Origin of the sequence: Dactylosporangium maewongense, from assembly GCF_039531485.1 — a bacterium.
Classification (GTDB): Bacteria; Actinomycetota; Actinomycetes; order Mycobacteriales; family Micromonosporaceae; genus Dactylosporangium; species Dactylosporangium maewongense.
Genome location: NZ_BAAAQD010000013.1, coordinates 175,156 through 198,103, shown reverse-complemented (window position 1 = coordinate 198,103; position 22,948 = coordinate 175,156). Strand labels below are relative to the sequence as shown.

At 73.7% G+C, this 22,948-nt stretch carries 21 protein-coding genes and 1 pseudogene; 17 read left to right on the top strand and 5 right to left on the bottom strand.

Translation table 11 applies throughout. The features are described 5' to 3' along the window. Positions 1-50: 50 nt before the first annotated feature. Together ABD332_RS31095 and ABD332_RS31090 are read right to left on the bottom strand one after the other, a co-directional pair. Positions 51-809 carry a WD40 repeat domain-containing protein gene (locus ABD332_RS31095; protein WP_344505896.1) on the bottom strand — a complete coding sequence of 253 codons (759 nt, stop codon included), beginning with the start codon at positions 807-809 and terminating at the stop codon, positions 51-53. Then, positions 734-2,317 carry an Hsp70 family protein gene (locus ABD332_RS31090; RefSeq protein ID WP_344505895.1) on the bottom strand — a complete coding sequence of 528 codons (1,584 nt, stop codon included), beginning with the start codon at positions 2,315-2,317 and terminating at the stop codon, positions 734-736. Before ABD332_RS31090 ends, ABD332_RS31095 begins: the two co-directional genes overlap by 76 nt. 62 nt (positions 2,318-2,379) lie before the next feature. Here ABD332_RS31090 and ABD332_RS31085 point away from each other — a divergent pair, with 62 nt between their 5' ends. Beyond that, positions 2,380-3,495, top strand: a complete 1,116-nt coding sequence (locus tag ABD332_RS31085; RefSeq protein ID WP_344505894.1) for a MerR family transcriptional regulator — start codon at positions 2,380-2,382, stop codon at positions 3,493-3,495. Between the two features lie 12 nt (positions 3,496-3,507). Here ABD332_RS31085 and ABD332_RS31080 read toward each other — a convergent pair whose 3' ends face one another. Next, positions 3,508-4,005: a MarR family winged helix-turn-helix transcriptional regulator gene (locus ABD332_RS31080; protein WP_344505893.1), complete on the bottom strand. Its 498-nt coding sequence runs from the start codon at positions 4,003-4,005 to the stop codon at positions 3,508-3,510. A 97-nt stretch (positions 4,006-4,102) separates the two neighbouring features. On the opposite strand from ABD332_RS31080, the gene ABD332_RS31075 reads away from it, so the two are divergent. The 13 genes from ABD332_RS31075 to ABD332_RS31015 all read left to right on the top strand — a co-directional run bounded on the left by ABD332_RS31075 (position 4,103) and on the right by ABD332_RS31015 (position 17,053). Continuing rightward, positions 4,103-5,233 (top strand): substrate-binding domain-containing protein, encoded by a 1,131-nt coding sequence (locus ABD332_RS31075; protein ID WP_344505892.1) that lies wholly within the window; start codon positions 4,103-4,105, stop codon positions 5,231-5,233. A gap of 399 nt (positions 5,234-5,632) precedes the next feature. Beyond that, complete coding sequence (gene urtA / locus ABD332_RS31070) at positions 5,633-6,877, top strand: urea ABC transporter substrate-binding protein (RefSeq protein WP_344505891.1); 1,245 nt, start codon at positions 5,633-5,635, stop codon at positions 6,875-6,877. A 70-nt stretch (positions 6,878-6,947) separates the two neighbouring features. Continuing rightward, positions 6,948-7,832 (top strand): urea ABC transporter permease subunit UrtB, encoded by an 885-nt coding sequence (urtB, locus tag ABD332_RS31065; RefSeq protein ID WP_344505890.1) that lies wholly within the window; start codon positions 6,948-6,950, stop codon positions 7,830-7,832. Next, positions 7,829-8,962 carry an urea ABC transporter permease subunit UrtC gene (gene urtC / locus ABD332_RS31060; RefSeq protein WP_344505889.1) on the top strand — a complete coding sequence of 378 codons (1,134 nt, stop codon included), beginning with the start codon at positions 7,829-7,831 and terminating at the stop codon, positions 8,960-8,962. Before urtB ends, urtC begins: the two co-directional genes overlap by 4 nt. Further along, on the top strand, positions 8,959-9,720 hold the full coding sequence (gene urtD / locus ABD332_RS31055; protein WP_344505888.1) for an urea ABC transporter ATP-binding protein UrtD: 762 nt from the start codon (positions 8,959-8,961) through the stop codon (positions 9,718-9,720). Before urtC ends, urtD begins: the two co-directional genes overlap by 4 nt. Continuing rightward, complete coding sequence (gene urtE, locus ABD332_RS31050) at positions 9,720-10,412, top strand: urea ABC transporter ATP-binding subunit UrtE (RefSeq protein ID WP_344505887.1); 693 nt, start codon at positions 9,720-9,722, stop codon at positions 10,410-10,412. The genes urtD and urtE overlap by 1 nt, the downstream gene beginning before the upstream one ends. Positions 10,413-10,425: 13 nt before the next feature. Beyond that, entirely contained in the window at positions 10,426-10,728 is a 303-nt protein-coding gene (locus tag ABD332_RS31045; RefSeq protein WP_344505886.1) for an urease subunit gamma, read from the top strand. Beyond that, positions 10,725-11,030, top strand: coding sequence for an urease subunit beta (locus ABD332_RS31040; protein WP_344505885.1), 306 nt, complete (start codon positions 10,725-10,727; stop codon positions 11,028-11,030). Before ABD332_RS31045 ends, ABD332_RS31040 begins: the two co-directional genes overlap by 4 nt. Beyond that, positions 11,027-12,730 (top strand): urease subunit alpha, encoded by a 1,704-nt coding sequence (locus ABD332_RS31035; protein ID WP_344505884.1) that lies wholly within the window; start codon positions 11,027-11,029, stop codon positions 12,728-12,730. Before ABD332_RS31040 ends, ABD332_RS31035 begins: the two co-directional genes overlap by 4 nt. Positions 12,731-12,735: 5 nt before the next feature. After that, positions 12,736-13,416 (top strand): urease accessory protein UreF, encoded by a 681-nt coding sequence (locus ABD332_RS31030; RefSeq protein ID WP_344505883.1) that lies wholly within the window; start codon positions 12,736-12,738, stop codon positions 13,414-13,416. A 13-nt stretch (positions 13,417-13,429) separates the two neighbouring features. Further along, positions 13,430-14,209, top strand: a complete 780-nt coding sequence (gene ureG, locus ABD332_RS31025) for an urease accessory protein UreG (protein WP_344505882.1) — start codon at positions 13,430-13,432, stop codon at positions 14,207-14,209. Then, positions 14,209-14,979 (top strand): urease accessory protein UreD, encoded by a 771-nt coding sequence (locus tag ABD332_RS31020; protein ID WP_344505881.1) that lies wholly within the window; start codon positions 14,209-14,211, stop codon positions 14,977-14,979. The genes ureG and ABD332_RS31020 overlap by 1 nt, the downstream gene beginning before the upstream one ends. Before the next feature lie 91 nt (positions 14,980-15,070). Beyond that, on the top strand, positions 15,071-17,053 hold the full coding sequence (locus ABD332_RS31015) for a SpoIIE family protein phosphatase (protein WP_344505880.1): 1,983 nt from the start codon (positions 15,071-15,073) through the stop codon (positions 17,051-17,053). A gap of 3 nt (positions 17,054-17,056) precedes the next feature. Here the strand turns inward: ABD332_RS31015 and ABD332_RS31010 are convergent, their stop codons facing one another. Next, positions 17,057-17,743, bottom strand: a complete 687-nt coding sequence (locus ABD332_RS31010) for a hypothetical protein (protein WP_344505879.1) — start codon at positions 17,741-17,743, stop codon at positions 17,057-17,059. 190 nt (positions 17,744-17,933) lie between these two features. On the opposite strand from ABD332_RS31010, the gene ABD332_RS31005 reads away from it, so the two are divergent. Next, positions 17,934-19,199 carry a PP2C family protein-serine/threonine phosphatase gene (locus ABD332_RS31005; protein ID WP_344505878.1) on the top strand — a complete coding sequence of 422 codons (1,266 nt, stop codon included), beginning with the start codon at positions 17,934-17,936 and terminating at the stop codon, positions 19,197-19,199. A 39-nt stretch (positions 19,200-19,238) separates the two neighbouring features. Here the strand turns inward: ABD332_RS31005 and ABD332_RS31000 are convergent, their stop codons facing one another. After that, a complete protein-coding gene (locus tag ABD332_RS31000; RefSeq protein ID WP_344505877.1) occupies positions 19,239-20,792 on the bottom strand; it encodes a glycosyltransferase family 39 protein in 1,554 nt (517 codons plus the stop codon). Positions 20,793-21,091: 299 nt separating this feature from the next. Between ABD332_RS31000 and ABD332_RS30995 the strand changes: the two genes are divergently transcribed. Next, entirely contained in the window at positions 21,092-22,033 is a 942-nt protein-coding gene (locus tag ABD332_RS30995) for a universal stress protein (RefSeq protein WP_344505876.1), read from the top strand. After that, positions 22,026-22,454, top strand: a pseudogene (locus tag ABD332_RS30990) (CoA-binding protein); the annotation flags it as partial. The gene ABD332_RS30995 and the pseudogene ABD332_RS30990, both read left to right, overlap by 8 nt. Positions 22,455-22,948 lie beyond the last annotated feature (494 nt).

The window sequence follows — 22,948 nt, the reverse complement described above, 5'->3', positions numbered from 1 at the left end:
AATTCAGGACCAATTGTCGACGTGGCCGTCGGCTTCGGCACCTGACCCGGTCACGGCGACCCGCGATCCCGCGGCGGCGGCGCCGCGGGACGCGGCGTGGTCACGGCCCAGAGGCGGACGTCGTGCAGGCCGGTGGCGGCGGTCAGGTACCGGCCCGAGGCGCTGAAGCGCACCACGCACACCGCCGAGCCGCGCCGGCGGAACCGGTCGGGTGGAAGCGCGAGGATCGATCCCGTCTGCCTGCCGGTCGCCGCGTCCCAGGCGGACATCGTGCCCTCGTCGTCGCCGGTGACGAAGACGGTGCCGCCCGGCTCGAACGCGACGTCCCAGACCGGGGCGTACGCCCCGGCGACCGTCACGTCCCGGACGACCTGCCAGGTGTCGGTCTCCCACAGCACGACGCGGCCGTTGGTGGTCGAGCCGGCGAGGTACGTCCCGTCGCCGGAGAACGCGACGGCGCAGTACGAGAAGACGGTGTTGTGCCGGAGCCGGTTGACCTGCTTGCCGGTGGCGGGGTCCCACAGCCCGATGTCGCCGGCCCCGGCGGTGGCCAGCAGCGAGCTGTCGGGTGTGAACGCGACGGACCCTGTCGCGGCGCCGAACTTGCTCAGCAGGTGGTGCAGATGCCCGGTCCTGGCCTTCCAGAGCCGCACCGTGGTGCTGCCGTCGGCGGCGGCGAGCAGCTGGCCGTCCGGGGAGTACGCCATCTGCCGGATCTGCTGCTGGTCGCCGTTCAGCTCGGTGACCACCCTGCCGGTGTCGACGTCGAGGAGCCGGATCTTCGGGTGGCCGGCGGCGGTGGCGAGCACCGCACCGTCGGGGGCGAAGGCCAGCGTGCTGGAGCCGAGCCGGCCCGGGACGCTGCGGGCGGCGCGCTTGAGCAGGGGGACGCGCATGCCCGGCAGGCGGCGCAGCTCCCGGCCGGTCGAGGCGTTCCACAGCAGCACCTCGCCGCTCGTGCCGTTGGTCGCGACGAGCCGTTCGTCGCCGGAGACGTCGACACACCACAGCCGGTTGCCCGGGGACGAGGTGTCCCTGAGCGTCCGGGCGGCCTGGAGCCGGTGGTGCCACGCGACGCCGGCCGGCGCCGCCACGTCCCGCGCGGCCGGGGCGGGGTCACCCGGACCTGTGCCCGGGCCCGGACGGCGGGCGTCGGTTCAGCCCCAACTCCAACGGTGCCTGCCCCCGGCGCGGCGGCGGGAGCCGTGCGGGGCACCACCACCGGCGGAGTCTGTGGCGGCGGCGGAGTCTGTGGCGGCGGGGCGGTCCGCACGCTGCCCTCCGCGACGGCCAGCTGCGGTTGGTCGCTGACGACCGGCTCGACCCGCAGCGCGCGGTGCAGCAGGGTCGCCACGAGCGGAGTGCGGCACGCGCCACCGACCAGCAGCAGCCCGGCCACCTCCGACTGGCCCACGCCGGCGTGGCGCAGCGCCGACTGTGTCACGGCGACCGTGCGCTGCAGGTGCGGCAGGGCGGCCCGCTCGAACTCCTCGCGGGTGATGTGCAGCGTCGTCGCGGCCAGCGGGACGTACAGGTCGGCGCTGGAACGGCGGGACAGCTGCTCCTTCGCGGCGCGGGCCGCCGTCCGCAGCTCCCGCGCCGCGCGGCGGTCCTCCTCGCCGGCCGGCCACTCGAGGCGCCCCCACGCCGCCTCGTGCCCGCCCGTGAGTGCCCGGGCGTGCATGACGACCGCCTGGTCGAGATCCAGGCCACCGACGTCCTCCAGGCCGTCGACCGCGACCACGGTGAAGCCGCCGTCGCCGTCGGCACGCACGATGCTCAGGTCGAACGTGCCGGCGCCGAGATCGAAGACGATGAGGCAGCGGCCTCGCGGGACGTCGCGGCCGAGGACGTCGGTGAAGTACGCGGCGGCGGCCACCGGTTCGGCGAGCAGCCGTGCCCCGGCCAGGCCGGCCTGCTCGGCGGCGGCGCGCAGCGTGGCCTTGCGGGTCGGGCCCCACGTCGCGGGGTGCGTGAGCGTCGGCACCAGCGGCTCACCCGACGCGGCCTCGACGGCCTGCTCGTGAACCCGGCGCAGCACCGCCGCGATCAGCTCGGTCACGGGCCGGGACTCCTCGCCGAGCCACACCGTCTGCTCGTCGATGCGCCGCTTCGGGTTCGGCTCCAGCGCGCCCGGGTGGGCGATCGCGGCCCGCTCCGCCTCGTCGCCGACCAGCAGCCCGTGCTCGGCCGAGGCGAGCACGGCCGAGCCGAGCAGCGGCGAGCCGTCGAAGAGCAGCGGCCGGACCTGAACGCCCGCGGTGGCGATGACCGCTGCCGTCGTCGTCGTGCCGAAGTCGATGCCCAGGCGGACCATCGGCCCAGGATACGGATCACGCGCTTGCCCCTCACGTGGCGTCATGGCGGATAGTCGGTGCCGTGGAAGCGCAGTTGAGCGTCGGGCGGGTGGCCGAGCTGGCCGGAGTGTCCGTCCGGACGCTGCATCACTACGACGAGATCGGCCTCGTGCGGCCGTCCTCACGGACCGCGGCGGGGCACCGGGCCTACTCGGCGGGCGACGTCGTGCGGTTGCGGGAGGTGCTGGCGTACCGGCGGCTGGGCTTCGGCCTGCGCGAGATCGCGGACCTGGTCGACGACCCGGCCACCGACGCGGTCGCGCACCTGCGCCGGCTGCGCGGCCTGCTGCTCGACCAGCGCGACCGCGCCGCCGCCATGGTGGTGGCCATCGACAAGGAACTGGAGGCCCGGGCAATGGGGATCAGCACACCGCCGGAGGAGCAGCTGCAGGCGTTCGGCGCACGGTTGTACGACGCCATCGGGTCCGCGTACCCGGCGACCCGGCGCACCGAGCCGCGCATCGCCGCCCGGATCTGGGCGGCGCTCGGGGACGCGCGGACGGTCCTGAACGTCGGGGCCGGCACGGGCTCCTACGAGCCGCCGGACCGCGACGTCACGGCGGTGGAGCCGTCGGCGGTCATGCGGGCGCAGCGTCCCGCGGGCGCGGCGCCGTGCGTGGCCGCGGTCGCCGGGCGCCTGCCCTTCGAGGACCAGTCGTTCGACGCGGCGATGGCGGTCAGCACCGTGCACCACTGGCCCGACCCGGTCGCGGGGCTGCGGGAGATGCGGCGGGTGGCCCGTCGCGTGGTGGTGCTGACGTACGACGCCGACAGCACCGACTGGCGGCAACGGTTCTGGCTCGTCCGCGACTACCTGCCGGAGTTCGCGGAGCTGCTCGTCGGCTGGCCTTCCGTGGCCGACATGACCCGCGCGATCGGGGGCCGCGCGGAGCCGGTGCCGATTCCGTGGGACTGCGCCGACGGCTTCTTCGAGGCCTACTGGCGCCGGCCCGAGGCGTACCTCGACGAGCACGTGCGCCGCGCGGTGTCGGTCTGGACCAGGGTGGGGCAGCACGCCGAGCGGCGGGCCGTCGGCAGCCTCCACGACGACCTCACCTCGGGCCGGTGGGCGGAACGCAACCCCGGGCTCGCCGACCTCGACGCCGCCGAGCTCGGCCTCCGCCTGCTCGTCGCCTGAGCCTCGGGCCTGTCAGGACGCGCCGGTGTGTGCCGCGTCCAGGTGCTTGCGTCTCGGCGGGCGCGCCGCGCCGGCCTCCCGGTCCTCCAGGGAGTCGACGAGGCGGGTCAGGAGCGCTTCCAGGAGGTCGTGGTCGCCGTCGGCCGCGGGCAGCGCCGCCATGCTGGCCTCGACCCGCTGGCTGACCCGCTGGTGCAGCCGCCGGCCCCGGGGCGTGAGGTGGGCGCGGATGCGGCGCCGGTCGATCTCGTCGATCCGCCGGTACACCAGGTTCTCCTCCACGAGGTGGTCGAGGAGCTTGGTGAGCGTGGCCGGCGGGAGGAAGGCGTGCTCGGCGATCTCGGTCATGTGGTGGCCGGCGCCGTCGGAGAGCAGGGTGATGACCCGCCAGGCCTCCGGCGTGCAGCCCTCGGTGTCGAGGACCGTGGCCAGGCGCCGGCCCAGTAGCCGCTCGGCCCGCGTCAGCAGCCGGATCAGGTCCTGGGGCTGAGGCGTGCGCGAGATCGTCATGCCACTCCTACGGCCGGTGAGCAGTGTCATGCTACAGAACGGCCGCATCCGTGGGAACGCTCTGGAGATCATGCGCGGCACCGGGAAGCATGACGCTATGTCTCGGTCTGACCGGCTGGTCTCCGGTCCGGTGCTGCCGGATCCGTTGCCGCGCGGGCATTCCGAGCTGCTGCGTGTGAGCGGCGAGACGCTGGATGTGGCGCTGGTCGTGCCGATGCGGGGGCCGGCCGGGATCTTCGGGCCGAGCTGTGAGCTGTGCGCGGAACTGGCGGTCGAGGAGGTCAACCGGGCCGGCGGCGTGCTGGGGCGCGAGCTGCGCCTGGTGCCGGTCGACGGCGGTGCCGCGCCGGAGCGGGTGGCCGCCGAGGTCGAGGCGCTGGTGGCGGTCGGGGCGGTGCACGGCGTCACCGGGTGGCACATCTCGTCGGTGCGGCAGGCGGTGGCGCCGCGGATCGCGGGGCGCGTGCCGTACGTCTACACGGCGCTGTACGAGGGCGGCGAACGCACCGATGGAGTGTTCCTGACCAGCGAGACGCCCGACCAGCAGCTGTACCCGGCGATGCGGACCCTCGCCCGGGAGCGCGGGCTGCGGCGCTGGTTCGTCGTCGGCAACGACTACGTCTGGCCGAGACGCACCGCGCGGGCCGCACGGCGGTACGCGGCGCAGTGCGGCGCACGCATCTGCGGCGAGGTGTACGTGCCGCTGGGCACGCACGACTTCGCCGACGTGTTGCGCCGCGTCGAGCACGCCGAGGCCGACGCGGTCCTGATGCTGCTGGTCGGCAACGACGCCGTGCGGTTCAACCGGGCGTTCGCCCGGTACGGCCTGGACCAGCGGTGCCTGCGGCTGAGCACGCTGATGGACGAGAACATGCTGCTGGGCAGCGGCGCGGCGGCGACCCGCGGGCTGTTCAGCACCGCGGGGTTCTTCGCGTCGCTGGTGACCGCGGAGAACCTGGACTTCCACGGGCAGTACGCGCGCCGGTTCGGGGTCGACGCCCCGCCGCTGGGCAGCCTGGGCGAGTCCTGTTACGAGGGGGTGCTGCTGCTCGCGGCGCTGATCGAACGGGCTCAGTCACTCGATGTCCGGGCCATTGACGCCAGTGCCGGGACGGTTTTTTACGAGGGGCCGCGCGGGCTGCTGCGGATGCGGGGCCGGCACATGCGCCAGCGTATATACCTCGCGGAGGCCCGAGGGCTCGAGTTCGACGTGGTGACCCAGCTGTAGGACGCTCTTGACAGCGTGAGCCGTCGACATCGAAGATGCTTCCTGCGTGAAGCATCTCGGGAAGCTCCGCACGTCGTGGACCTTCCGGATGTTGGACTGCCCCCGCCCGCGTGCCCGTCCGCCGCGGTGGGGGCCTTCGTCGTGTCCCATTCTGCCGGCCTATTGGCCGGCTATTTTTTTCACGTCCGCAAGCCCTGCGACGCAGCGTGCAGAAACGGTGAATTAAGGGCTGGGAAACGTCGCAGAAATCAATCTCGATGACGCTGACCGCACACCAGCACCTGGACGCGTAGTGCCGCTCGCCACGAGCCGCGGCCATCGAATGTTCAGGCACGACGAATGCGTGCGCCAAACACCGAATGCCGAATTTCGTGCTCCTGTGGGGAGCAAGGAGGTTCCATGTCCAGGTTCCGCGGACGCCGCGTCGCGGCGTGTGCAGCGATGCTCGCAGCAGCATTGACGCTCGCCGCATGTGGCAGCAAGACCGGCGAGAAGGCGGCCGGCCCCGGCGCGGCCGCCGACACCTCGGGTGACACCGTCAAGGTGGGCCTGCTCAACTCGCTGTCCGGCACCATGGCCATCAGTGAGGTCACGGTCCGCGACTCGCTGAAGCTCGCCGTCGAGGAGATCAACGCCGCCGGTGGCGTGCTCGGCAAGAAGATCCAGCCGGTCAGCGAGGACGGCGCCTCCGACTGGCCGACCTTCGCCGAGAAGGCCGAGAAGCTCATCCAGCAGGACAAGGTCGCCGCCGTGTTCGGCTGCTGGACCTCGGCCAGCCGCAAGGCGGTCAAGCCGGTCTTCGAGAAGAACAAGGCGCTGCTGTTCTACCCGGTGCAGTACGAGGGGCTCGAGCAGTCGCCGTACATCTTCTACACCGGCGCCACCACCAACCAGCAGATCGTGCCCGGCCTGGACTACCTGAAGTCGCAGGGCAAGACCTCGATCTACCTGGTCGGCAGCGACTACGTGTTCCCGCGGACCGCCAACAAGATCATCAAGGCGTACGCGGCGGCCAACGGGATGACCGTCCTCGGCGAGGACTACGCGCCGCTCGGCTCCACCGAGTTCGGCACGATCGTCAACAAGGTCAAGGCGTCCAAGGCGGCGGCGGTGTTCAACACCCTCAACGGCGACAGCAACGTGGCCTTCTTCAAGGAGTACAAGTCGGCCGGCCTGACCGCCGCGTCGATGCCGGTGGTGTCCGTGTCGATCGCCGAGGAGGAGGTCAAGAGCATCGGCACCCAGTACCTCGACGGCCAGCTCACCGCGTGGAACTACTACCAGACCACGACGGGCGCCGCGAACGACAAGTTCGTCAAGGCGTACAAGGCCAAGTACGGCGCGGACAAGCCGACGTCCGACCCGATGGAGGCCGCGTACACCTCGGTCTACCTGTGGAAGGCCATGGTCGAGAAGGCCGGCACCTTCGACGTGGAGAAGGTCAAGGCCGCCTCCGACGGCATCACGTTCGACGCCCCCGAAGGCAAGGTGACCGTCGACGGCGCCACCCAGCACATCTACAAGACGGCCCGCATCGGCAAGGTCGGCGCCGACGGCCTGATCACCGAGGTGTGGAACTCCGGACAGCCCGTCAAGCCCGACCCGTACCTCAAGGGCTACCCCTGGGCGACCGGCCTGTCCTGACCTCCCGGCCCGGTGGCGCGGGACGGCCCGTCCTGCGCCACCCCCGCCCGCATCCGAACGGACGTTTCCGATGGTCATCGTCAGTCAACTGTTCACCGGCGTCAGCATCGGTGCTGTGCTGCTGCTCATCGCGCTCGGCCTGGCCCTCACCTTCGGCCAGATGAACGTCATCAACATGGCCCACGGCGAGTTCATCATGACCGGCGCCTACACCGTGTTCGTGCTGCAGCAGGTCATCACCGTCGCCGGCCTCTCGCTGCTCGTGGCGCTGCCGGTCGCGTTCCTCATCGCCGGGGCGATGGGCGTGCTGCTGGAGTTCCTGCTCATCCGCCGGCTCTACGCCCGCCCGCTGGACACGCTGCTGGTCACCTGGGGCGTCTCGCTGATCCTGCAGCAGGCGGCCAGGGACATCTTCGGCGCCCCCAACGTGCAGACCCGCGCCCCCGACCTGCTCACCGGCAACGTCAAGATCGTCGGCGACCTGGTGCTGGCGAACAACCGCCTGTTCATCCTCGCCCTCGCACTGCTCGCCGTCGCGGCGCTGACGTTGGTCATGCGGTACACCTCCCTGGGCCGGCGGATCCGCGCGGTGGTGCAGAACCGTGACCTCGCCGCGGTCTCCGGCATCCCGACCGGCCGGGTCGACCGGCTCACCTTCTTCATCGGCTCCGGCCTCGCCGGGGTCGCCGGGGTCGCGCTCACCCTGCTCGGGCCGATCGGCCCGACCATGGGCACCAACATCATTATCGACGCGTTCCTCGTCGTGGTGGTCGGCGGCATCGCACAGCTCAAGGGCACCGTCATCGTCGCCTTCGTGCTCGGCATCCTGCAGTCCACAGTGGAGTACTCGACCACGGTGAGCGTGGCGAAGGTCGTGGTCTTCATCGCCATCGTGGCGTTCCTGCAGTGGCGGCCCCAGGGGCTGTTCACCCTACGCACCCGGAGCCTGACTTGAACCGCCTTCTTGCGCGCGGCGCGTCCCTGCGGGTGGGCGCCGGGTTCGCCGCCGGCGCGGTGCTGCTGTTCGCCGTCGCCCCGTTCGCGCTCTCCGACTTCCGGCTCGGCCTGCTGGCCAAGTACCTGTGCCTGGCGATGGTCGCGATCGGCATCGGACTGGCCTGGGGGCGGGGCGGGCTGCTCACCCTCGGCCAGGGCGTGTTCTTCGGCCTCGGCGGCTACGCGATGGCGATGCACCTCAAGCTCGCCGACGCGGGTCCGGGCAACATGCCGGACTTCATGGAGCTGTACGGGCAGCTGGACGAGCTGCCGTGGTGGTGGCGGCCGTTCGCCAGCCCGTACTTCGCCCTCCCGGCCGCCGTGCTCCTGCCGATGGCGGTGGCGTTCCTGCTCGGCTCGCTCGTCTTCCGCCGCCGGGTGCGCGGCGCCTACTTCGCGATCCTGTCGCAGGCGCTCGCGGCCGCCATGGCGATCTTCCTCATCGGCCAGCAGGGCACCACCGGCGGCACCAACGGGCTCACCGACTTCCAGGGCTTCTTCGGCTACGACCTGGACGACCCGGTCAACCAGCGGATGGTGTACTTCATCATCGCCGGCGTCCTGTTGCTGCTGCTGCTCGCGGTCCGCCAGCTCATGCACAGCCGCTACGGCGAGCTGCTGGTCGCGGTGCGCGACGCCGAGGAGCGGGTCCGCTTCCTCGGCTACGACCCGGCCAACGTCAAGCTCGTCGCGTTCGTCACCGCCGCGGGCATGGCGGGCCTCGCCGGGGCGCTGTTCGTGCCGGCGGTCGGCATCATCAACCCGGCGCTGATCGGCATCGTGCCGTCGATCGAGTTCGTCATCGGCGTCGCCGTCGGCGGCCGGGCGACGCTGCTCGGCCCGGTGCTCGGCGCGGTCGCCGTGGCGTGGGCGAAGACCACGCTGTCGGAGCAGTTCCCGGCCGCCTGGACCTACCTGCAGGGGCTGCTGTTCGTGCTCGTCGTCGCGTTCCTGCCGGGCGGGCTGGCGTCGCTGGTCCGGATGGCGCGCGCCCGGCGCCGTACCGCGGAAAGCCCACCCGGCACCGCGGAAAGTCCACCCGGCCGGACGGCGTCCACGGCCGGTGCCGCACAGGAGGTGGCCGCATGAGTGACGAGCTGGCAGGGCTACGGATCCGGGACCTGCGGGTGGTCTTCGACGGGTTCCCCGCCGTCGACGGCGTCAGCCTCGACGTGCGCCCCGGCGACATCCGCTTCCTCATCGGACCCAACGGCGCCGGCAAGACCACCCTCGTCGACGCCGTCACCGGCCTCGTCAAGGCGACCGGATCCGTGTGCTTCGGCGAACAGGAACTGCTCGGGCGGCCGGTGCACCGCATCGCCCGGCTCGGCGTCGGGCGCACCTTCCAGACCGCGACGGTCTTCGAGGAGCTGACCGTCCTGCAGAACCTGGACATCGCCGCCGGCGCCGGCCGCGGCGCGCTCACCCTGCTGCGCCGCCGCCGCGGTGTGCCGGAGTCGGTGGCGCGGGCCCTGGAGACGATCGGGCTGACCGGGCAGCGCGACCGGCTCGCCGGCACCCTCGCGCACGGGCAGAAGCAGTGGCTGGAGATCGGCATGCTGCTCGTCCAGGACGTCCAGCTGCTGCTGCTCGACGAGCCGGTCGCCGGCATGAGCCAGGACGAGCGGGACGCCACCGGCGAGCTGCTCGGCGTGGTCGCCCGGGACCGGACGGTCGTGGTTATCGAGCACGACATGGACTTCCTCCGCCGGTACGCCCGCACCGTGACCGTCATGCACGTCGGCAAGGTGCTCTCGGAGGGCACGGTGGCCGAGGTGCAGGCCGACCCGAAGGTCCAGGAGGTCTACCTGGGACACGCCGCCGAGCCCGCCGTCCAGGAGGCCTGATGCTCCAGTTCGACAACGTCCACGTCGGGTACGGGCGCAGCGTCGTCCTGCACGGGATATCCGCCGACGTGCCGGCGGGCGGCGTCGCCGCGGTGCTCGGCCACAACGGCGCCGGCAAGAGCACCCTGCTGCGCGCCGCCATCGGGCTGCTCAAACCCCGGCAGGGGACGATCCGCCTGGACGGCGAGGACATCACCGGTCTCGCGCCGCACCAGCGGGTCGCCCGCGGCATGGCGTACGTGCCGCAGGGCCAGCAGTCCTTCCCGCACCTGACCACCGCCGAGAACCTCCAGCTGGTCGCGGACGGCCGCCCCGGCGGCAAGGAGGCGACGGCCGAGGCCCTCGACCTGTTCCCCGCACTGACGGGACTGCTCGGCCGCCGGGCCGGTCTGCTGTCCGGCGGGCAGCGCCAGCAGCTGGCCATCGCCCGGGCACTGATCACCAGGCCGCGCGTGCTGCTGCTGGACGAACCGACCGAAGGCATCCAACCGACCGTCGTGGCGGAGATCGAGCAGACGATCCTGGCCGTGGCCGGCCGTGGCGGCGTGTCGGTGCTCCTCGTTGAGCAGCACGTCGGCTTTGCGCTCGCGGCGGCCGGGCGGTACTACGTTCTGGAGGCCGGCCGGGTCACCTCGTCCGGTCAGGGCGGCGAGGACGCCCGGACCGCGGTCCGGCAGGCGCTGTCCGTATGACCTGGAGGACTCGTTGTTCCTGACCCCGCACGAGCAGGAACGCCTGCTCATCCACGTCGCCGCCGACGTGGCCCGCCGCCGGCGCGAACGCGGCCTGCGGCTCAACCACCCCGAGGCGGTCGCGATCATCACCGCGTTCCTGCTGGAGGGCGCCCGCGACGGCCGTACGGTCGTCGACCTCATGGAGGCCGGCCGGCACGTGCTCACCCGCGACGACGTGCTCGACGGAATCCCCGAGATGCTGAAGGAGGTGCAGGTGGAGGCCACGTTCCCGGACGGCACCAAGCTGGTGACTGTGCACCACCCGATCGCATGATCCCCGGCGAGGTCTTCCCGGCCGACGAACCGGTCGAGATCAACGCCGGCCGTCCGGTGACCACGCTGATGGTGACCAACACCGCCGACCGGCCCGTCCAGGTCGGCTCCCACTACCACTTCGCCGAGGCCAACCCCGGTCTGGACTTCGATCGGGCCGCGGCGTGGGGACAGCGGCTGGCCGTCCCGGCCGGGACCGCCGTGCGCTTCGAGCCCGGCGTCAGCCGCGAGGTCGACCTCGTCCCGCTCGGCGGCGCGCGCGTCGTCCCGGGGCTGCGCGGCGAATGCGGCGGTGCGCTGTGAGCTACTTGGATCGGCGGCGCTACGCCGCCCTGTACGGGCCGACCACCGGCGACCGCATCCGGCTCGCCGACACCAACCTGATCGTCGAGGTCGAGGCCGACCACTGCGCCGGCGGCGACGAGGCCGTCTTCGGCGGCGGCAAGGTGATCCGCGAGTCGATGGGCCAGTCCCGGGCCACCCGCGCCGAGGGCACCCCCGACACCGTCATCACCGGCGCGGTGATCCTGGACCACTGGGGGATCGTCAAGGCCGACGTCGGCATCCGCGACGGCCGCATCGTGGCGATCGGCAAGGCCGGCAACCCCGACATCATGCCCGGCGTCCACCCGGACCTGGTGATCGGGCCGTCGACCGAGATCGTCGCCGGCAACGGCAAGATCCTCACCGCCGGCGCGGTCGACACCCACGTGCACTTCATCTGCCCGCAGCTCGTCACCGAGGCCCTTGCCGGCGGCGTCACCACCCTCGTCGGTGGCGGGGTCGGCCCGGCCGAGAGCAGCAAGGCCACGACCGTCACCTCCAACGTCTGGCACCTCGCCCGCATGCACGAGGCGCTCGACGTGTGGCCGGTCAACGTCCTGCTGCTGGGCAAGGGCAACACCGTCTCCGAGGAGGCGATGTGGGAGCAGTTGCGCGGCGGGGCGGGCGGGTTCAAGCTGCACGAGGACTGGGGCACCACCCCGGCGGCCATCGACGCGTGCCTGCGCGTCGCCGACGCCTCCGGCGTCCAGGTGTCCATCCACACCGACACGCTCAACGAGGCCGGGTTCGTCCAGGACACCCTGCGGGCGATCAACGGGCGGGCCATCCACTCGTACCACACGGAGGGCGCCGGCGGCGGCCACGCACCGGACATCATCACCGTCGCGAGCCTCCCCAACGTGCTGCCGTCCTCGACCAACCCGACCCGGCCGTACACCCGCAACACGCTCGCCGAGCACCTGGACATGCTCATGGTGTGCCACCACCTGTCGCCGGACATCCCGGAGGACCTGGCGTTCGCCGAGAGCCGGATCCGGCCCTCGACGATGGCCGCCGAGGACCTGCTGCACGACCTCGGCGCCATCTCGATCATCGGCTCGGACTCGCAGGCGATGGGGCGCATCGGCGAGGTGGTGATGCGGACCTGGCAGACCGCCCACGTGATGAAGGCCCGCGTCGGCGCGCTGCCGGGCGACGGCGCCGCCGACAACCACCGCGCCCGCCGGTACGTCGCGAAGTACACGATCTGTGCGGCGATGGCCAACGGCCTGGAGACCGAGGTCGGCTCGGTGGAGGCCGGCAAGCTCGCCGACCTGGTGCTGTGGGATCCGGCGTTCTTCGGTGTCCGCCCGCACGTGGTCATCAAGGGCGGCATGATCGCGTGGGGGCAGATGGGTGACGCCAACGCCTCCATCCCCACCCCGCAACCGGTCCTGCCGCGGCCGATGTTCGGCGCATACGGTGTCGTGCCGGCGGCGACCAGCGTCGCGTTCGTCGCCCCGGCGGCCATCGAGGCGGGGCTGGAGCTGGACGTCCGGCGCCGGCTCGTCCCCGTCGCGGACGTCCGGTCCCGCGGCAAGGCCGACCTCCCGCACAACGGCGCCATGCCGCGCATCGAGGTCGAGTCCGACACGTTCACCGTCCGCATCGACGGGGAAGTGGTGGACCCGGACCCGGTGACCGAGCTGCCCATGGCCCAGCGGTACTTCCTGTTCTAGCCGCCATGGACACCACACTGCTGCTCCTCGCCGACGGCCGGTTCCCCTCCGGCGGCCACGCCCACTCCAGCGGCCTGGAGGCCGCGGTGGCCGCTGGGCGGGTCACCGGAATACCCGAGCTGGAGGCGTTCCTGCGCGGCCGGCTGGCCACCGCCGGCCCCGTGACGGCGGCCTTCGCCGCGGCCACCAGACAGGCGGCGGCCGAGGCGGTAGCCCTCGGCGCCGTCCTGGCGGAGCTCGACGCGGAGCTCGACGCCCGCACGGCCTCGCCCGCGCTGCGGCTCGCCTCACGCCGGCAAGGGCGGGCGCTGCTGCGGGCCGGCCGGACCACCTGGCCGTCCCCGCTGTTCGCCCAGGTTCCGCACCACGCGGACGGCTGCCACCAGCCGATCGCGCTCGGGCTGACGGCGGCAGCCGCCGGCCTCACCACCGAGCAGACCGCGCTGGTCGCCACGCACGGGATCGTCACCGGTCCGGCCAGCGCCGCCGTACGACTCCTCGGGCTCGACCCCTATCAGGCCCAGGCGCTGCTGGCCCGGCTGGCCGCCACCTGCGACCGGGTCGCCGCTCTCGCGGCCGCCGAGGCGGGCGCCGCGCCCGCCGACCTGCCGGCGAACACCGCACCACTGGCCGACATCCACGCCGAAACTCACGCCACCTGGGAGGTGCGTCTCTTTGCGTCCTGACAGCCACCACGACTTGCGTCCTGACAGCCACCACGACGAGACCGTTCCGCACAGCCACCCGCACCCCGACGTCGACCCGCACGCACCCCTCACCGACGCCGCCGACGGAGGACGGGCGCTGCGGATCGGCATCGGCGGGCCCGTCGGATCGGGCAAGACCGCCCTGGTCGCCGCGCTGTGCCGGGCCCTCGGCGGCGAGCTGCGCCTCGGCGTGGTCACCAACGACATCTACACCACCGAGGACGCCGACTTCCTCAAGCGCAACGCGGTCCTGCCACCGGAACGCATCCGTGCCGTGGAGACCGGCTGCTGCCCGCACACCGCGATCCGCGACGACATCTCCGCCAACCTCGACGCCGTCGAGGAGCTGGAGTCCGTGCTCGGGCCGCTGGACCTGGTGCTGGTGGAGAGCGGCGGCGACAACCTCACCGCCACCTTCAGCAAGGGCCTCATCGACCAGCAGATCTTCGTCGTCGACGTGGCCGGCGGCGACAAGGTCCCCCGCAAGGGCGGGCCCGGGGTCACCGCCGCCGACCTGCTGGTCATCAACAAGACCGACCTGGCGCCCATGGTCGGCGCCGACCTGGCGGTGATGGACCGGGACGCCCGGGCCCGCCGCGGCGAGCTGCCCACGATCTTCCTGTCGATCGCGACCGACCCGCACGCCACCGCGGTCGCCGACTGGGTGCGCCATCTCGTCGCCCACCACCAAGCCCATCACCGTGCCCACCACCAAGCCCATCACCAAGCCCACCAAGAGGGCCGGCCGCACGCCCACGCCGCGACCGGCTGATGCGGGCGCACGCCAGGGTCGTCGCCGAGGCCGACGGCCGCGGCGGCACCCGGCTCGCCCAGCTCCGCGGCGAGACCCCGCTGCTGCTGCGGCGGACCGGTGTCGCCGCGGACCTCGACGCCGGCTGGGCCACCGAGCCGCTCGTCGGTGGCGCGGCCGGCCCACTCGGTGGGGACGACCTGCGACTGGACATCGACGTCGGGGCGGGGGCGAGGCTGAGCCTGCGCACCGTCGCCGCGTCGATCGCCCTGCCCTCGCGTACGGGCGCACCCTCGCACCTCAACGTCCGGGTGACCGTCGCCGGCGGCGGGACGCTGCACTGGCTGCCCGAGCAGACCGGCGCCGCCGCCGACTGCCGCCACACCACCGCCGCGAGCGTTGACGCCGGCGAGGGCGCGACGCTGCTGTGGCGCGACGAGCTCGTCTGCGGCCGGCACGACGAAGCGCCGGGCGACCTCACCGTCAGCACGTCGGTGACCTACGCCGGCCGGCCGCTGCTGCGCCAGCGGCTCGACGTCGGTCCCGGCGCCGACGGCTGGGCCGGGCCGGCCGTCCTCGGCGCCGCCAGGGCGACCGGCTCGCTGCTGCACGTCCACCCGGGCGTGGCGCCGGGCGCGCCGCGCGTGCTCGGCCCCACCGCCGTCCGCGTGCCGCTCGCCGGGCCGGCCTCGCTGACGACGGCCACCGCACCCGACGCCCATGCCCTGCGCCAGTACCTCTGCCTCGCCGCGCCGGAACCGGCCCCGGTGCCGCTGCTCCGGCCGCCGTGAGCGGGCCGCCCGGTGCGGGTGCGCCGCTCTGGCCCGGCGGTGTGGTACATCCAAGTGGTGCAGTACGTTTCCACGACGATGTGGTGAGCCGGTGTCAGACGATGCCGACGCGCGCCCCGGTGACGCGAGGACGTATCGGGACCGGTCCGGGTCGCCGGGGCCGATCCTGGTCTCCTACACCGGGGCCGAGCTGCGCGTCGCCGCCGCCAACGCGGCGTTCCGGGCGTTCGTGGGCAACGATTCCGTGGTGGGCCGCACCGCCCGTGAACTGTTTCCGGAGTGGACCGGGCAGCGGATCATTCCCATGCTGGAGCGGGTCCTCGCCACGGGTGCCACCCAGATCGGGAAGGGCTGGCGCGTCCAGATCCGCGACGACGGCGACGGCGGCATGCGCGACGCCTACGTCGACTTCGTCGCGGAGCCCTGCCGCGACGCCGGAGGCACGGTCGTCGGGGTGACCGGCGTCGGCACCGACGTCACGGAACAGGTCCGGCGCCGGCGGGCCGAACAGCGCCGGGCCGCCGAGGCCGAGCGGCGCTCCGCGCCCGCCCGCGACGTGATCACCGGGCTGCAACGGCACCTGCTGCCACCGGGCCTGCCGGTGCTGCCGTCGGCGCGGATCGCGGCCAGCTACCTGCCGGCCGACGCCGGCGACGCCGCGGGCGGCGACTGGTTCGACGCCGTCCCGCTGGCCGGGCGCCGGGTCGCGCTCGTCGTCGGTGACGTGGCCGGGCACGGCGTCGCCGCCGCCGCGACCATGGGGCAGCTGCGCGCGGTGATGCAGGACCGGCTCGACGAGACCGGTGACCCCGTGGCCGCGATCGAAGCCGCCGACCGGCTGGCATGCCGCGTGCCCGAGGCGCATGCCGCGACGGTGTGCGTGGCGGTCCTCGACCTGACCGGCGGCGCGCTGACCTACTGCACGGCCGGGCACCCGCCGCCGCTGGTGGTCGGCCCGGACACCGCCCGCTACCTGCCGGCGTCCGGCGCCGGTCCGCTCGGCACCGGCGCCCGCTTCGCGGTCGCGACCGGCCGGGTCGAGCCGCACGAGGTGCTGCTGCTCTACACCGACGGCATCATCGAGCGACCCGGCCGCACCCCGGCGGCCGCCACGGTCGAGCTGGCCCGGGTCGCCACCGACGCGGTCGCCGGACGAGGCTTCGACGCCCCCGGCGACTCCGTCGTCGACCGCGTCTGCACCCAGACCCTCGAGCTGCTGGTACGCGAGACCGGGCACACCGACGACGTCACCCTGCTCGCCGCGGGCCGCCGCGTCCCCGCACCACCGCTGCGGCTGCACCTGCCCGCGGCCCGGTCCACCACCGCCGTCCGCGACGCGCTGACCGCCTGGCTGGCCGCCCACGACGCCGGCGAGGACGACCGGCTCGCCCTCGCCCACGCGGTCGTCGAGCTGACCACCAACGCTTACGAGCACGCCCGGCCCGACACCGGCGACGCCACCGTCACCCTCACCGCCGACCTGCACGACGACGGCCGGGCGCGGATCGACGTCACCGACAACGGCCGCTGGCACGAACGGCCCCGCCCCGGCGACGAGCGGTTCCGCGAGGACCACGGACTCGGGCTGGCCATGACCGCCGCCTTCGCGGACCGCCTCGACATCCACCGGGGCGAGCACGGCACCACCGCCACGGTGCACCGCCGGCTGTCAGGCTCGGCCCGCCTGCTCACCGCCGGCCAGATCAGCCACGGCGCCGTCCTGGCCGCGCACCAGGCGGCGGACCTGATGCGCATCGTCGAGCAGCCGGACTCGCCCAGCAACCGCATCGCCGTCCACGGCCCGCTCGACGCCCGCCACGCCACGGAGCTCCGCGCGGAGCTGGTCCGGCGCACGCTCGGCGGCACCCACCGGCTGACCGTCGACCTCACCGGCGTCACCCACCTCGCCAGCGCCGCCGTCGCCGAGCTGTACCGCCACCGTCAGGACGGAGCCGGTCCGCTGCGGCTGTACGCACCCGCCGGCAGCACCGCCCACCACGTCCTCACGCTGATCAACCTCCCGCACACCACCAGCGACCCCGACCTGCCCGGCCCCGGCGGCGTCCACGGCTGAGCATCAGTCGAACGTGTAGATCTGCCTGCTCGACGTGTCGATGGTCTTGCCGAGCCGTGGCAGGAGCACCAGGGACAGGATCCCCAGCACCTCCAGCACCAGCAGCCAGACCGGCGCGGTCGGGTCCATGAGCAGGCCGATGGCCAGGGCCGCACCCGCGAACGCGAGGTACGCCGCCCCGAGAAGACCGACGACGAGGACAGCGGTCCACAGGCCGACGAGCAGCTGCCGGAGCGGGCGCATGCGGGCCAGGTCGGCGATGTTCAGCAGGACGATCGAAGCGGCCGCGGCGATGACCGTCCACCGTGAGGCGACGCCCCACCGCTGGTAGCTGAGCGCCTGGTCGAGGACGTACTGCCAGTCGACGTGGTCCACCTTCGTGACCGACTCCTCCTGACTCAGCTGCACGACGAAGCCGACCAGCTGCGCGACGGCGTAGGCGATCGCGATGAAGCAGGCGCTGCACACGACGAACTTCACGGTCGCGCGCTGCCGTTCGGTGCTCCAGTACAGCGCCGAGTCGCGCGCGGTCCGCAGCGCCGTCCTGCCGTGGCGTGCGGCCGCGACGGCGAACTGCTTCCAGGCGAGCAACGTCAGCACGGTGGTGAGCACGCCGATGAGCAGCGCCGGCACACCCAGCCACAGCAGGACGTGCATGACGACGTCTTGGGGGTCTGGCAGCTCCGGCATGCGACGAGTGTCGGCGTGCCCGATGGCGGTCGACATCCGTCCATCGGCCGGAACCGCGCTGTTGAGTGGAGGCATCGTGTCGCTGGTGGCGACAGGATTGTGTCCGTGCGGCTGTTGTCCAGGGGCCCGGCCGCGCGGGGTCCCGCCTTCTTCCCGTGTCCGGATGCTGCAGCGATCGTATGATTCGGGAGTGGACCTTGGTGAGACGTCGATGTTGGGGGCGGTGCTCGGCGCGGTCGAAGACGCGGCGCCGGTCGACGCCGTGGAGGCGATCACCCGGGAGCTGGTCAAGGCCCTCGACGCGCGGTCGGCGTCGTTCCTGATCGCCGACCTGGGCGGCCGCGCACTGGTCCGGCTGGCGTATGCGCCGCAGGAGCATCCCGCGGGCCCAGACGCGGGCCGCCGCCGCGGTGACGAGGTCGCCACCGTGCTGCCGTTCGACGGCGGGCCGACGGAGCAGGCCCTGCGGACACAGACACCGCAGGTGCTCGACGGCGACGACGGGTGGACGGTGTGGGCGCCGGTCACGGAGCGCGGCGAGGCGATCGGCCTGCTGGAGCTGGTGCTGCCGGACGAGCCCGACCCGCGGGCGGTGCAGGAGATCGGCCGGATCGCGCACCTGCTCGGCTTCGTGGTGATCGCCAACCGGCGGCACACGGACCTGTTCGAGTGGGGGCAGCGCACCACACCGTTCAACCTCTCCGCCGAGATCCAGCGCCGGCTGCTGCCCGGCGCGTTCACCTGCGAAGCCGGCGCCTTCGCCCTGTCGGGCTGGCTGGAGCCGGCGGCCAGCATCGGCGGGGACACGTTCGACTACTCCCTGGCGCGCGACTCGCTGCACTTCAGCGTCACCGACGCGATGGGGCACGGGGTCGCGAGCGCGCTGACCGCCACGCTGGGCGTGGGCAGCCTGCGCAACACCCGCCGCCGCGGGCGGAGCCTCGTCGAGCAGGCCGAGGTCGCGAACGCCGCGGTGGCCGAGCACGCCTCCGCCGCGAGCACGTTCATCACCGCCGTCCTCGGCCGGATCGATCTTGCCGGCGGCGTGTGTACGTTGATCAACGCCGGACACCTGCCGCCGCTGCTGATCCGGGACGGGCGGGTCGAGCAGGTGCGGCTACCGCGCAACATCCCGCTCGGCATGCTGCCCGGCACGACGTTCGGCAGCGGCGAGCTGCGGCTGTCGGCCGGGGACCGGCTGGTGATCGTGACCGACGGGGTGCGGGAGCGCCGGGCCGCGCAGCTCGACCTGCCCGCCGAGCTGCTGCGGGTGGCCGGCCTGCACCCGCGTGAGGCGACCCGCGCCCTGGCCGACGCGGTCCTGCGGGTCGCCGGCCCCGTGCTCGCCGACGACGCCACGCTGCTGATCATCGACTGGTACGGCGAGCACGGCCAGAGCCGGCGCACCAGCGCCGGCGCCGACACGGACCGCGCCAGCGGGCCGCTGACCGACTGACCCGGCTGCCCCGCTGCCCTGCCTGCCATAGAGGGTCCGTCAGCCGGTGTGCTGCACCAACTCGATGGTCAGGCCGCCCGGATGCCAGACCCGCACGGACCGGTACCCCCGCAGCGCGGCCAACCCGGCGTCGTTGCCCGCCCCGGCGACGATGTGGTCCTGTGTGGACACCGCGACGACCCACACCCGTCCGGTCCCGGCGAGGCAGGCCTTCGGGTCGGCGCACTCCCGGGCCCAGAACGCGCCGATCTGCGCCGCCGACCTGTCCAGGTAGACGTCCTTGGGCCGGGTGGCGTCGGTGCGCAGGTGGTAGTCCATCGTGCTGCGCAGCATGAACATCGAGCGGGCGCGGTCCGAGTCGCCGACGTAGACGATGCCGTCGCCCGGCCGCTGGCCGGAGCGGACGATACGCGCGGCGCCGAACCAGTCCGGAGGGGTGTACCACGGCCCGGCCGGGTAACGGTCCGCCTCATGGCCGGCCGGGCCGCGGATCGCCAGCTGGTCCGGCAGGCCGAGCAGACCGACGAGGACGGCACCGGCGACGACGGCCGGCAGCGCTGCCCGCGCGAGCGCCCGCGCGGCGAGGAGCGCGAGCGCCGGGAGCAGGAACAGCAGGTACCGCGGCCACCAGATCGGGGTGGACTGGGACACGACGAAACCCGCGATCGGCGGCGCCAGCACACCGCCGGCGCACACCAGCAGGCTTCGCGTGCCACCTCGCCGCGACCCGGCCGCGGCCATGCCGACCAGCGCGCCGGCGACCAGCGTCGACGCCGTGACCATGGTCAGCGTCGGCAGGAGGTCGTGCGCCGCCGGCACCGGCATCCAGCCGATCTGGGTGGTGCGCTGGCGTCGGGCCACGAGGATCAACGGAGACAGCGCGGCGATGCCGAGGCCCGCCGCCGCCGGCCAGCGCAGCAGCCGCCTGTCCCGGTCGACGGCCAGCAGCCAGGCGACGGCGACGGCGTGGCCGGACAGGAGCAGGAGCGCGACGAGATGCGCGCACCCGACCAGGACGAGGGCGGCCGAGTACCAGGCCCAGCGCCCCCAGCCCGGCCGGTCCAGGGCGCGCACGAACAGGTAGGTGGCCAGGGCGGCCGCCAGGGTGGCGAACGCATACGAGCGGGCCTCCTGCGCGAACCTGGACGTCGCCGGGATCGCCGCGAACAGCAGCCCCGCGGCGAGGCCGCCGGCGCCCCCGTGCAGGTGGTTGCCGGTGAGCGCGACCAGCGCCGCCGCGGCGGCCATGGCGAGCAGCGACGGGGTCCGCAGCGACGCGGCGGAGTCGCCGAAGACGGCGATCCAGTAGTGCATGAACAGGTAGTGGCCGCCGGCGACCGCATCCGTGTTGCCCAGGAGGTCGAACAGCTCCGGGACACTGCGGACGGCGGCGCTCCACGTCGCGATCTCGTCACGCCAGAGCCGGGGCGTCAGGTACCGGTAGCGACCCAGCCCCAGCATCACGAGCCCGGGCACGACCCAGAAGTAGTGGGCGGCCAGCAGCCGCCGCCATCGTGGGGTGACCGTCGGCACGCGCGGCTCGCCGGAACCGGCGGCACGCACGACCTCGCCGGTGATCGAGGCGCTGGTCAACGGATCTCCTCACTGCCGGCCCGGTGAGCCGGCAGTGACCCGGTCCCCGCCGGGCAAACGTCATCGCTTGCGTGAACCGCCGGGCTAGCGCCCGGAGGCTCACCCCGAGGTTCCGGCGCCGCAGCACCTCGGGACGCGGCCGGGCACCCAGCGGCGCCGGCCGGGAGGAGGAGGTGATTTCGCCCTGGCCCGTGCGTGAACCAGGACCGGCCGGGCAGGGGTACCGGACGCCGCACCGCCCCGCGTGGCCCGTCGATCCTCGGCACCCGGCCGTGGCGCGGCCTCGGGAAGGGCGTGTGATGGCGAGCGGTCAGGTCGTGGTCGGCGTCGACGGCACGGCGCCGTCGCTGGACGCCGTACGTTGGGCCGCGGCCGCCGCCCAGCGGCGGGACGGGTCGCTGCACGTCGTGCTGGCCTATCACTGGCGGGTGCCGGCGGCGTTCGCGCCGCCCGCCGACCTGGCCGAGACCGCGCAACACCTGGCCGAGATGCTCGCCGCCGACGCCGCCCGCGAGGCCGGGGCCGTCGCGGCAGGCATCGACGTCACCGCCGAGGCCGTGCTGGGGCAACCCGCCGGGGTCCTCATCCGGGCCGGCGAGGGTGCGGGGCTGCTCGTGGTCGGCACCCGCGGCCGCCACCGTGCCGTCGCCGCCGTGCTCGGCTCGGTCGCCCAGCAGGTGGCCACCCACGCCGCCTGCCCGGTCGTGGTCGTGCGTGGCCGGCAGGACCCGTCCGGTGGCGTGCTCGTCGGTGTCGACGAGTCGCTGTCTGCCGACGGCGCGCTGGAGCTGGCCTTCGCCGAGGCCGCCCGGTGGCAGTGTGACGTCGTGGCGGTCCGGGCGATCGAGACGCCGATCGGGCCGCCGGCCGTCGGCCTGCCCCCGGTGCTGTACGACACGGTCGAGACCCGCCGGGTCCTGGAGGAAGCGGCGACCGCACGCGTCGCGGCGGCGGGGCAGCGTCATCCTCGGGTTCGGTGGGAGTTCCACGGCGTCGCCGGCGACCCGGCCGACGTGCTGTGTGACCGGTCGCGGCAGGCGCGGCTCGCCGTGGTGGGCAGCCGCGGCCACGGCGGGTTCGCCGGGCTGCTGCTCGGCTCGGTCGGGCTACGGCTGCTGCACCGCGCCGACTGCCCGGTGCTCGTCGCCCACCATCCGCCGGCACCGGCGCCCGGCGGGGCCGGACGTCCGGGAAACGGGTCGTCTGCCCTGTGCGACGGCGAAGGCCCGGGCAATGCTTGACGGTGTGGTCGAGGTCCCGCACGCATTGGAGGTGAGGGCAGTGTGTACCCCGCGGCAACTCCTGGCCGGAGCGCGGACGATCGCGGTCGTCGGAGCCTCCCGCGACCCGCTCGCGCCCGCGAACTGGGTGCCACGCATGCTGCAGGAGCACGGCTGGCGGACCATCCCGGTCAACCTGGAGGACGTCCGGCTGTTCGGCGAGCGGGTCTACGGCCGCCTGGCCGACATCCCGTGCCACGTCGACATCGTGAGCGTCTTCCGGCCCGCCGCCGACGCCCCCGGCATCGTTCGCGACGCGGCGGCGGCCGGTGCCGGCGCCGTATGGCTGGAGCCGGGCACCGTCAGCCCGGAGGCGAGACACCTGGCCGAGGCGGCCGGCCTCGGCTACGTCGAGGACCTGTGCATCGGCGCGGAGCGGGCGCTGAGCCAGATGGTCGTCGGCGGCGTGACACCGGCGCCTCCGGTGTACGAAGGCCCCGGTGTGCCGCCGACGCCGGTGCCTCCGACGCCTGTCCCCCCGACACCCGTGCCGCCGATGCCCGTGCCGCCGACTCCTGTGCCTCCGGCGCCCGAGCCGGTGGCGGGGGGCTTGGAGCCGCCCGCGCGGCCGGCGCCCGCACACGCGCGCTCGGCGGTGGCATGCCGATCGGCCCGGCAGGCGCGTCACCGGCCGCGCGGCCAGCGGCCTTCGGTCCGGCAGCGGTCGCTCCGGCGGGTCAAGGAGAGCCACGGCCGCATCGACGGCTACTACGACATCACCAGCGACCGCACCACCACCTGGCCGGACGGCCGGCGAGCGGGCGGCACCCGCGCCGGCCTGCTGCACGGCCGGCCGATGCGACGGATCCTCACCGCCTGGCTCGCCGACAGCGACCACGCGACGGCCTCCCGCCGAGCGGCGCCCCGGATCCGCCG

Excerpts from the sequence above, each read along its gene's own strand:
- ABD332_RS31090 (WP_344505895.1), bottom strand. The coding sequence starts at position 2,317 with ATGGTCCGCCTGGGCATCGACTTCGGCACGACGACGACGGCAGCGGTC.
- ABD332_RS31080 (WP_344505893.1), bottom strand. The coding sequence starts at position 4,005 with ATGACGATCTCGCGCACGCCTCAGCCCCAGGACCTGATCCGGCTGCTG.
- ABD332_RS31075 (WP_344505892.1), top strand. The coding sequence starts at position 4,103 with ATGTCTCGGTCTGACCGGCTGGTCTCCGGTCCGGTGCTGCCGGATCCG.
- urtA (WP_344505891.1), top strand. The coding sequence starts at position 5,633 with ATGTCCAGGTTCCGCGGACGCCGCGTCGCGGCGTGTGCAGCGATGCTC.
- urtB (WP_344505890.1), top strand. The coding sequence starts at position 6,948 with ATGGTCATCGTCAGTCAACTGTTCACCGGCGTCAGCATCGGTGCTGTG.
- urtD (WP_344505888.1), top strand. The coding sequence starts at position 8,959 with ATGAGTGACGAGCTGGCAGGGCTACGGATCCGGGACCTGCGGGTGGTC.
- urtE (WP_344505887.1), top strand. The coding sequence starts at position 9,720 with ATGCTCCAGTTCGACAACGTCCACGTCGGGTACGGGCGCAGCGTCGTC.
- ABD332_RS31040 (WP_344505885.1), top strand. The coding sequence starts at position 10,725 with ATGATCCCCGGCGAGGTCTTCCCGGCCGACGAACCGGTCGAGATCAAC.
- ABD332_RS31030 (WP_344505883.1), top strand. The coding sequence starts at position 12,736 with ATGGACACCACACTGCTGCTCCTCGCCGACGGCCGGTTCCCCTCCGGC.
- ABD332_RS31020 (WP_344505881.1), top strand. The coding sequence starts at position 14,209 with ATGCGGGCGCACGCCAGGGTCGTCGCCGAGGCCGACGGCCGCGGCGGC.
- ABD332_RS31010 (WP_344505879.1), bottom strand. The coding sequence starts at position 17,743 with ATGCCGGAGCTGCCAGACCCCCAAGACGTCGTCATGCACGTCCTGCTG.
- ABD332_RS30995 (WP_344505876.1), top strand. The coding sequence starts at position 21,092 with ATGGCGAGCGGTCAGGTCGTGGTCGGCGTCGACGGCACGGCGCCGTCG.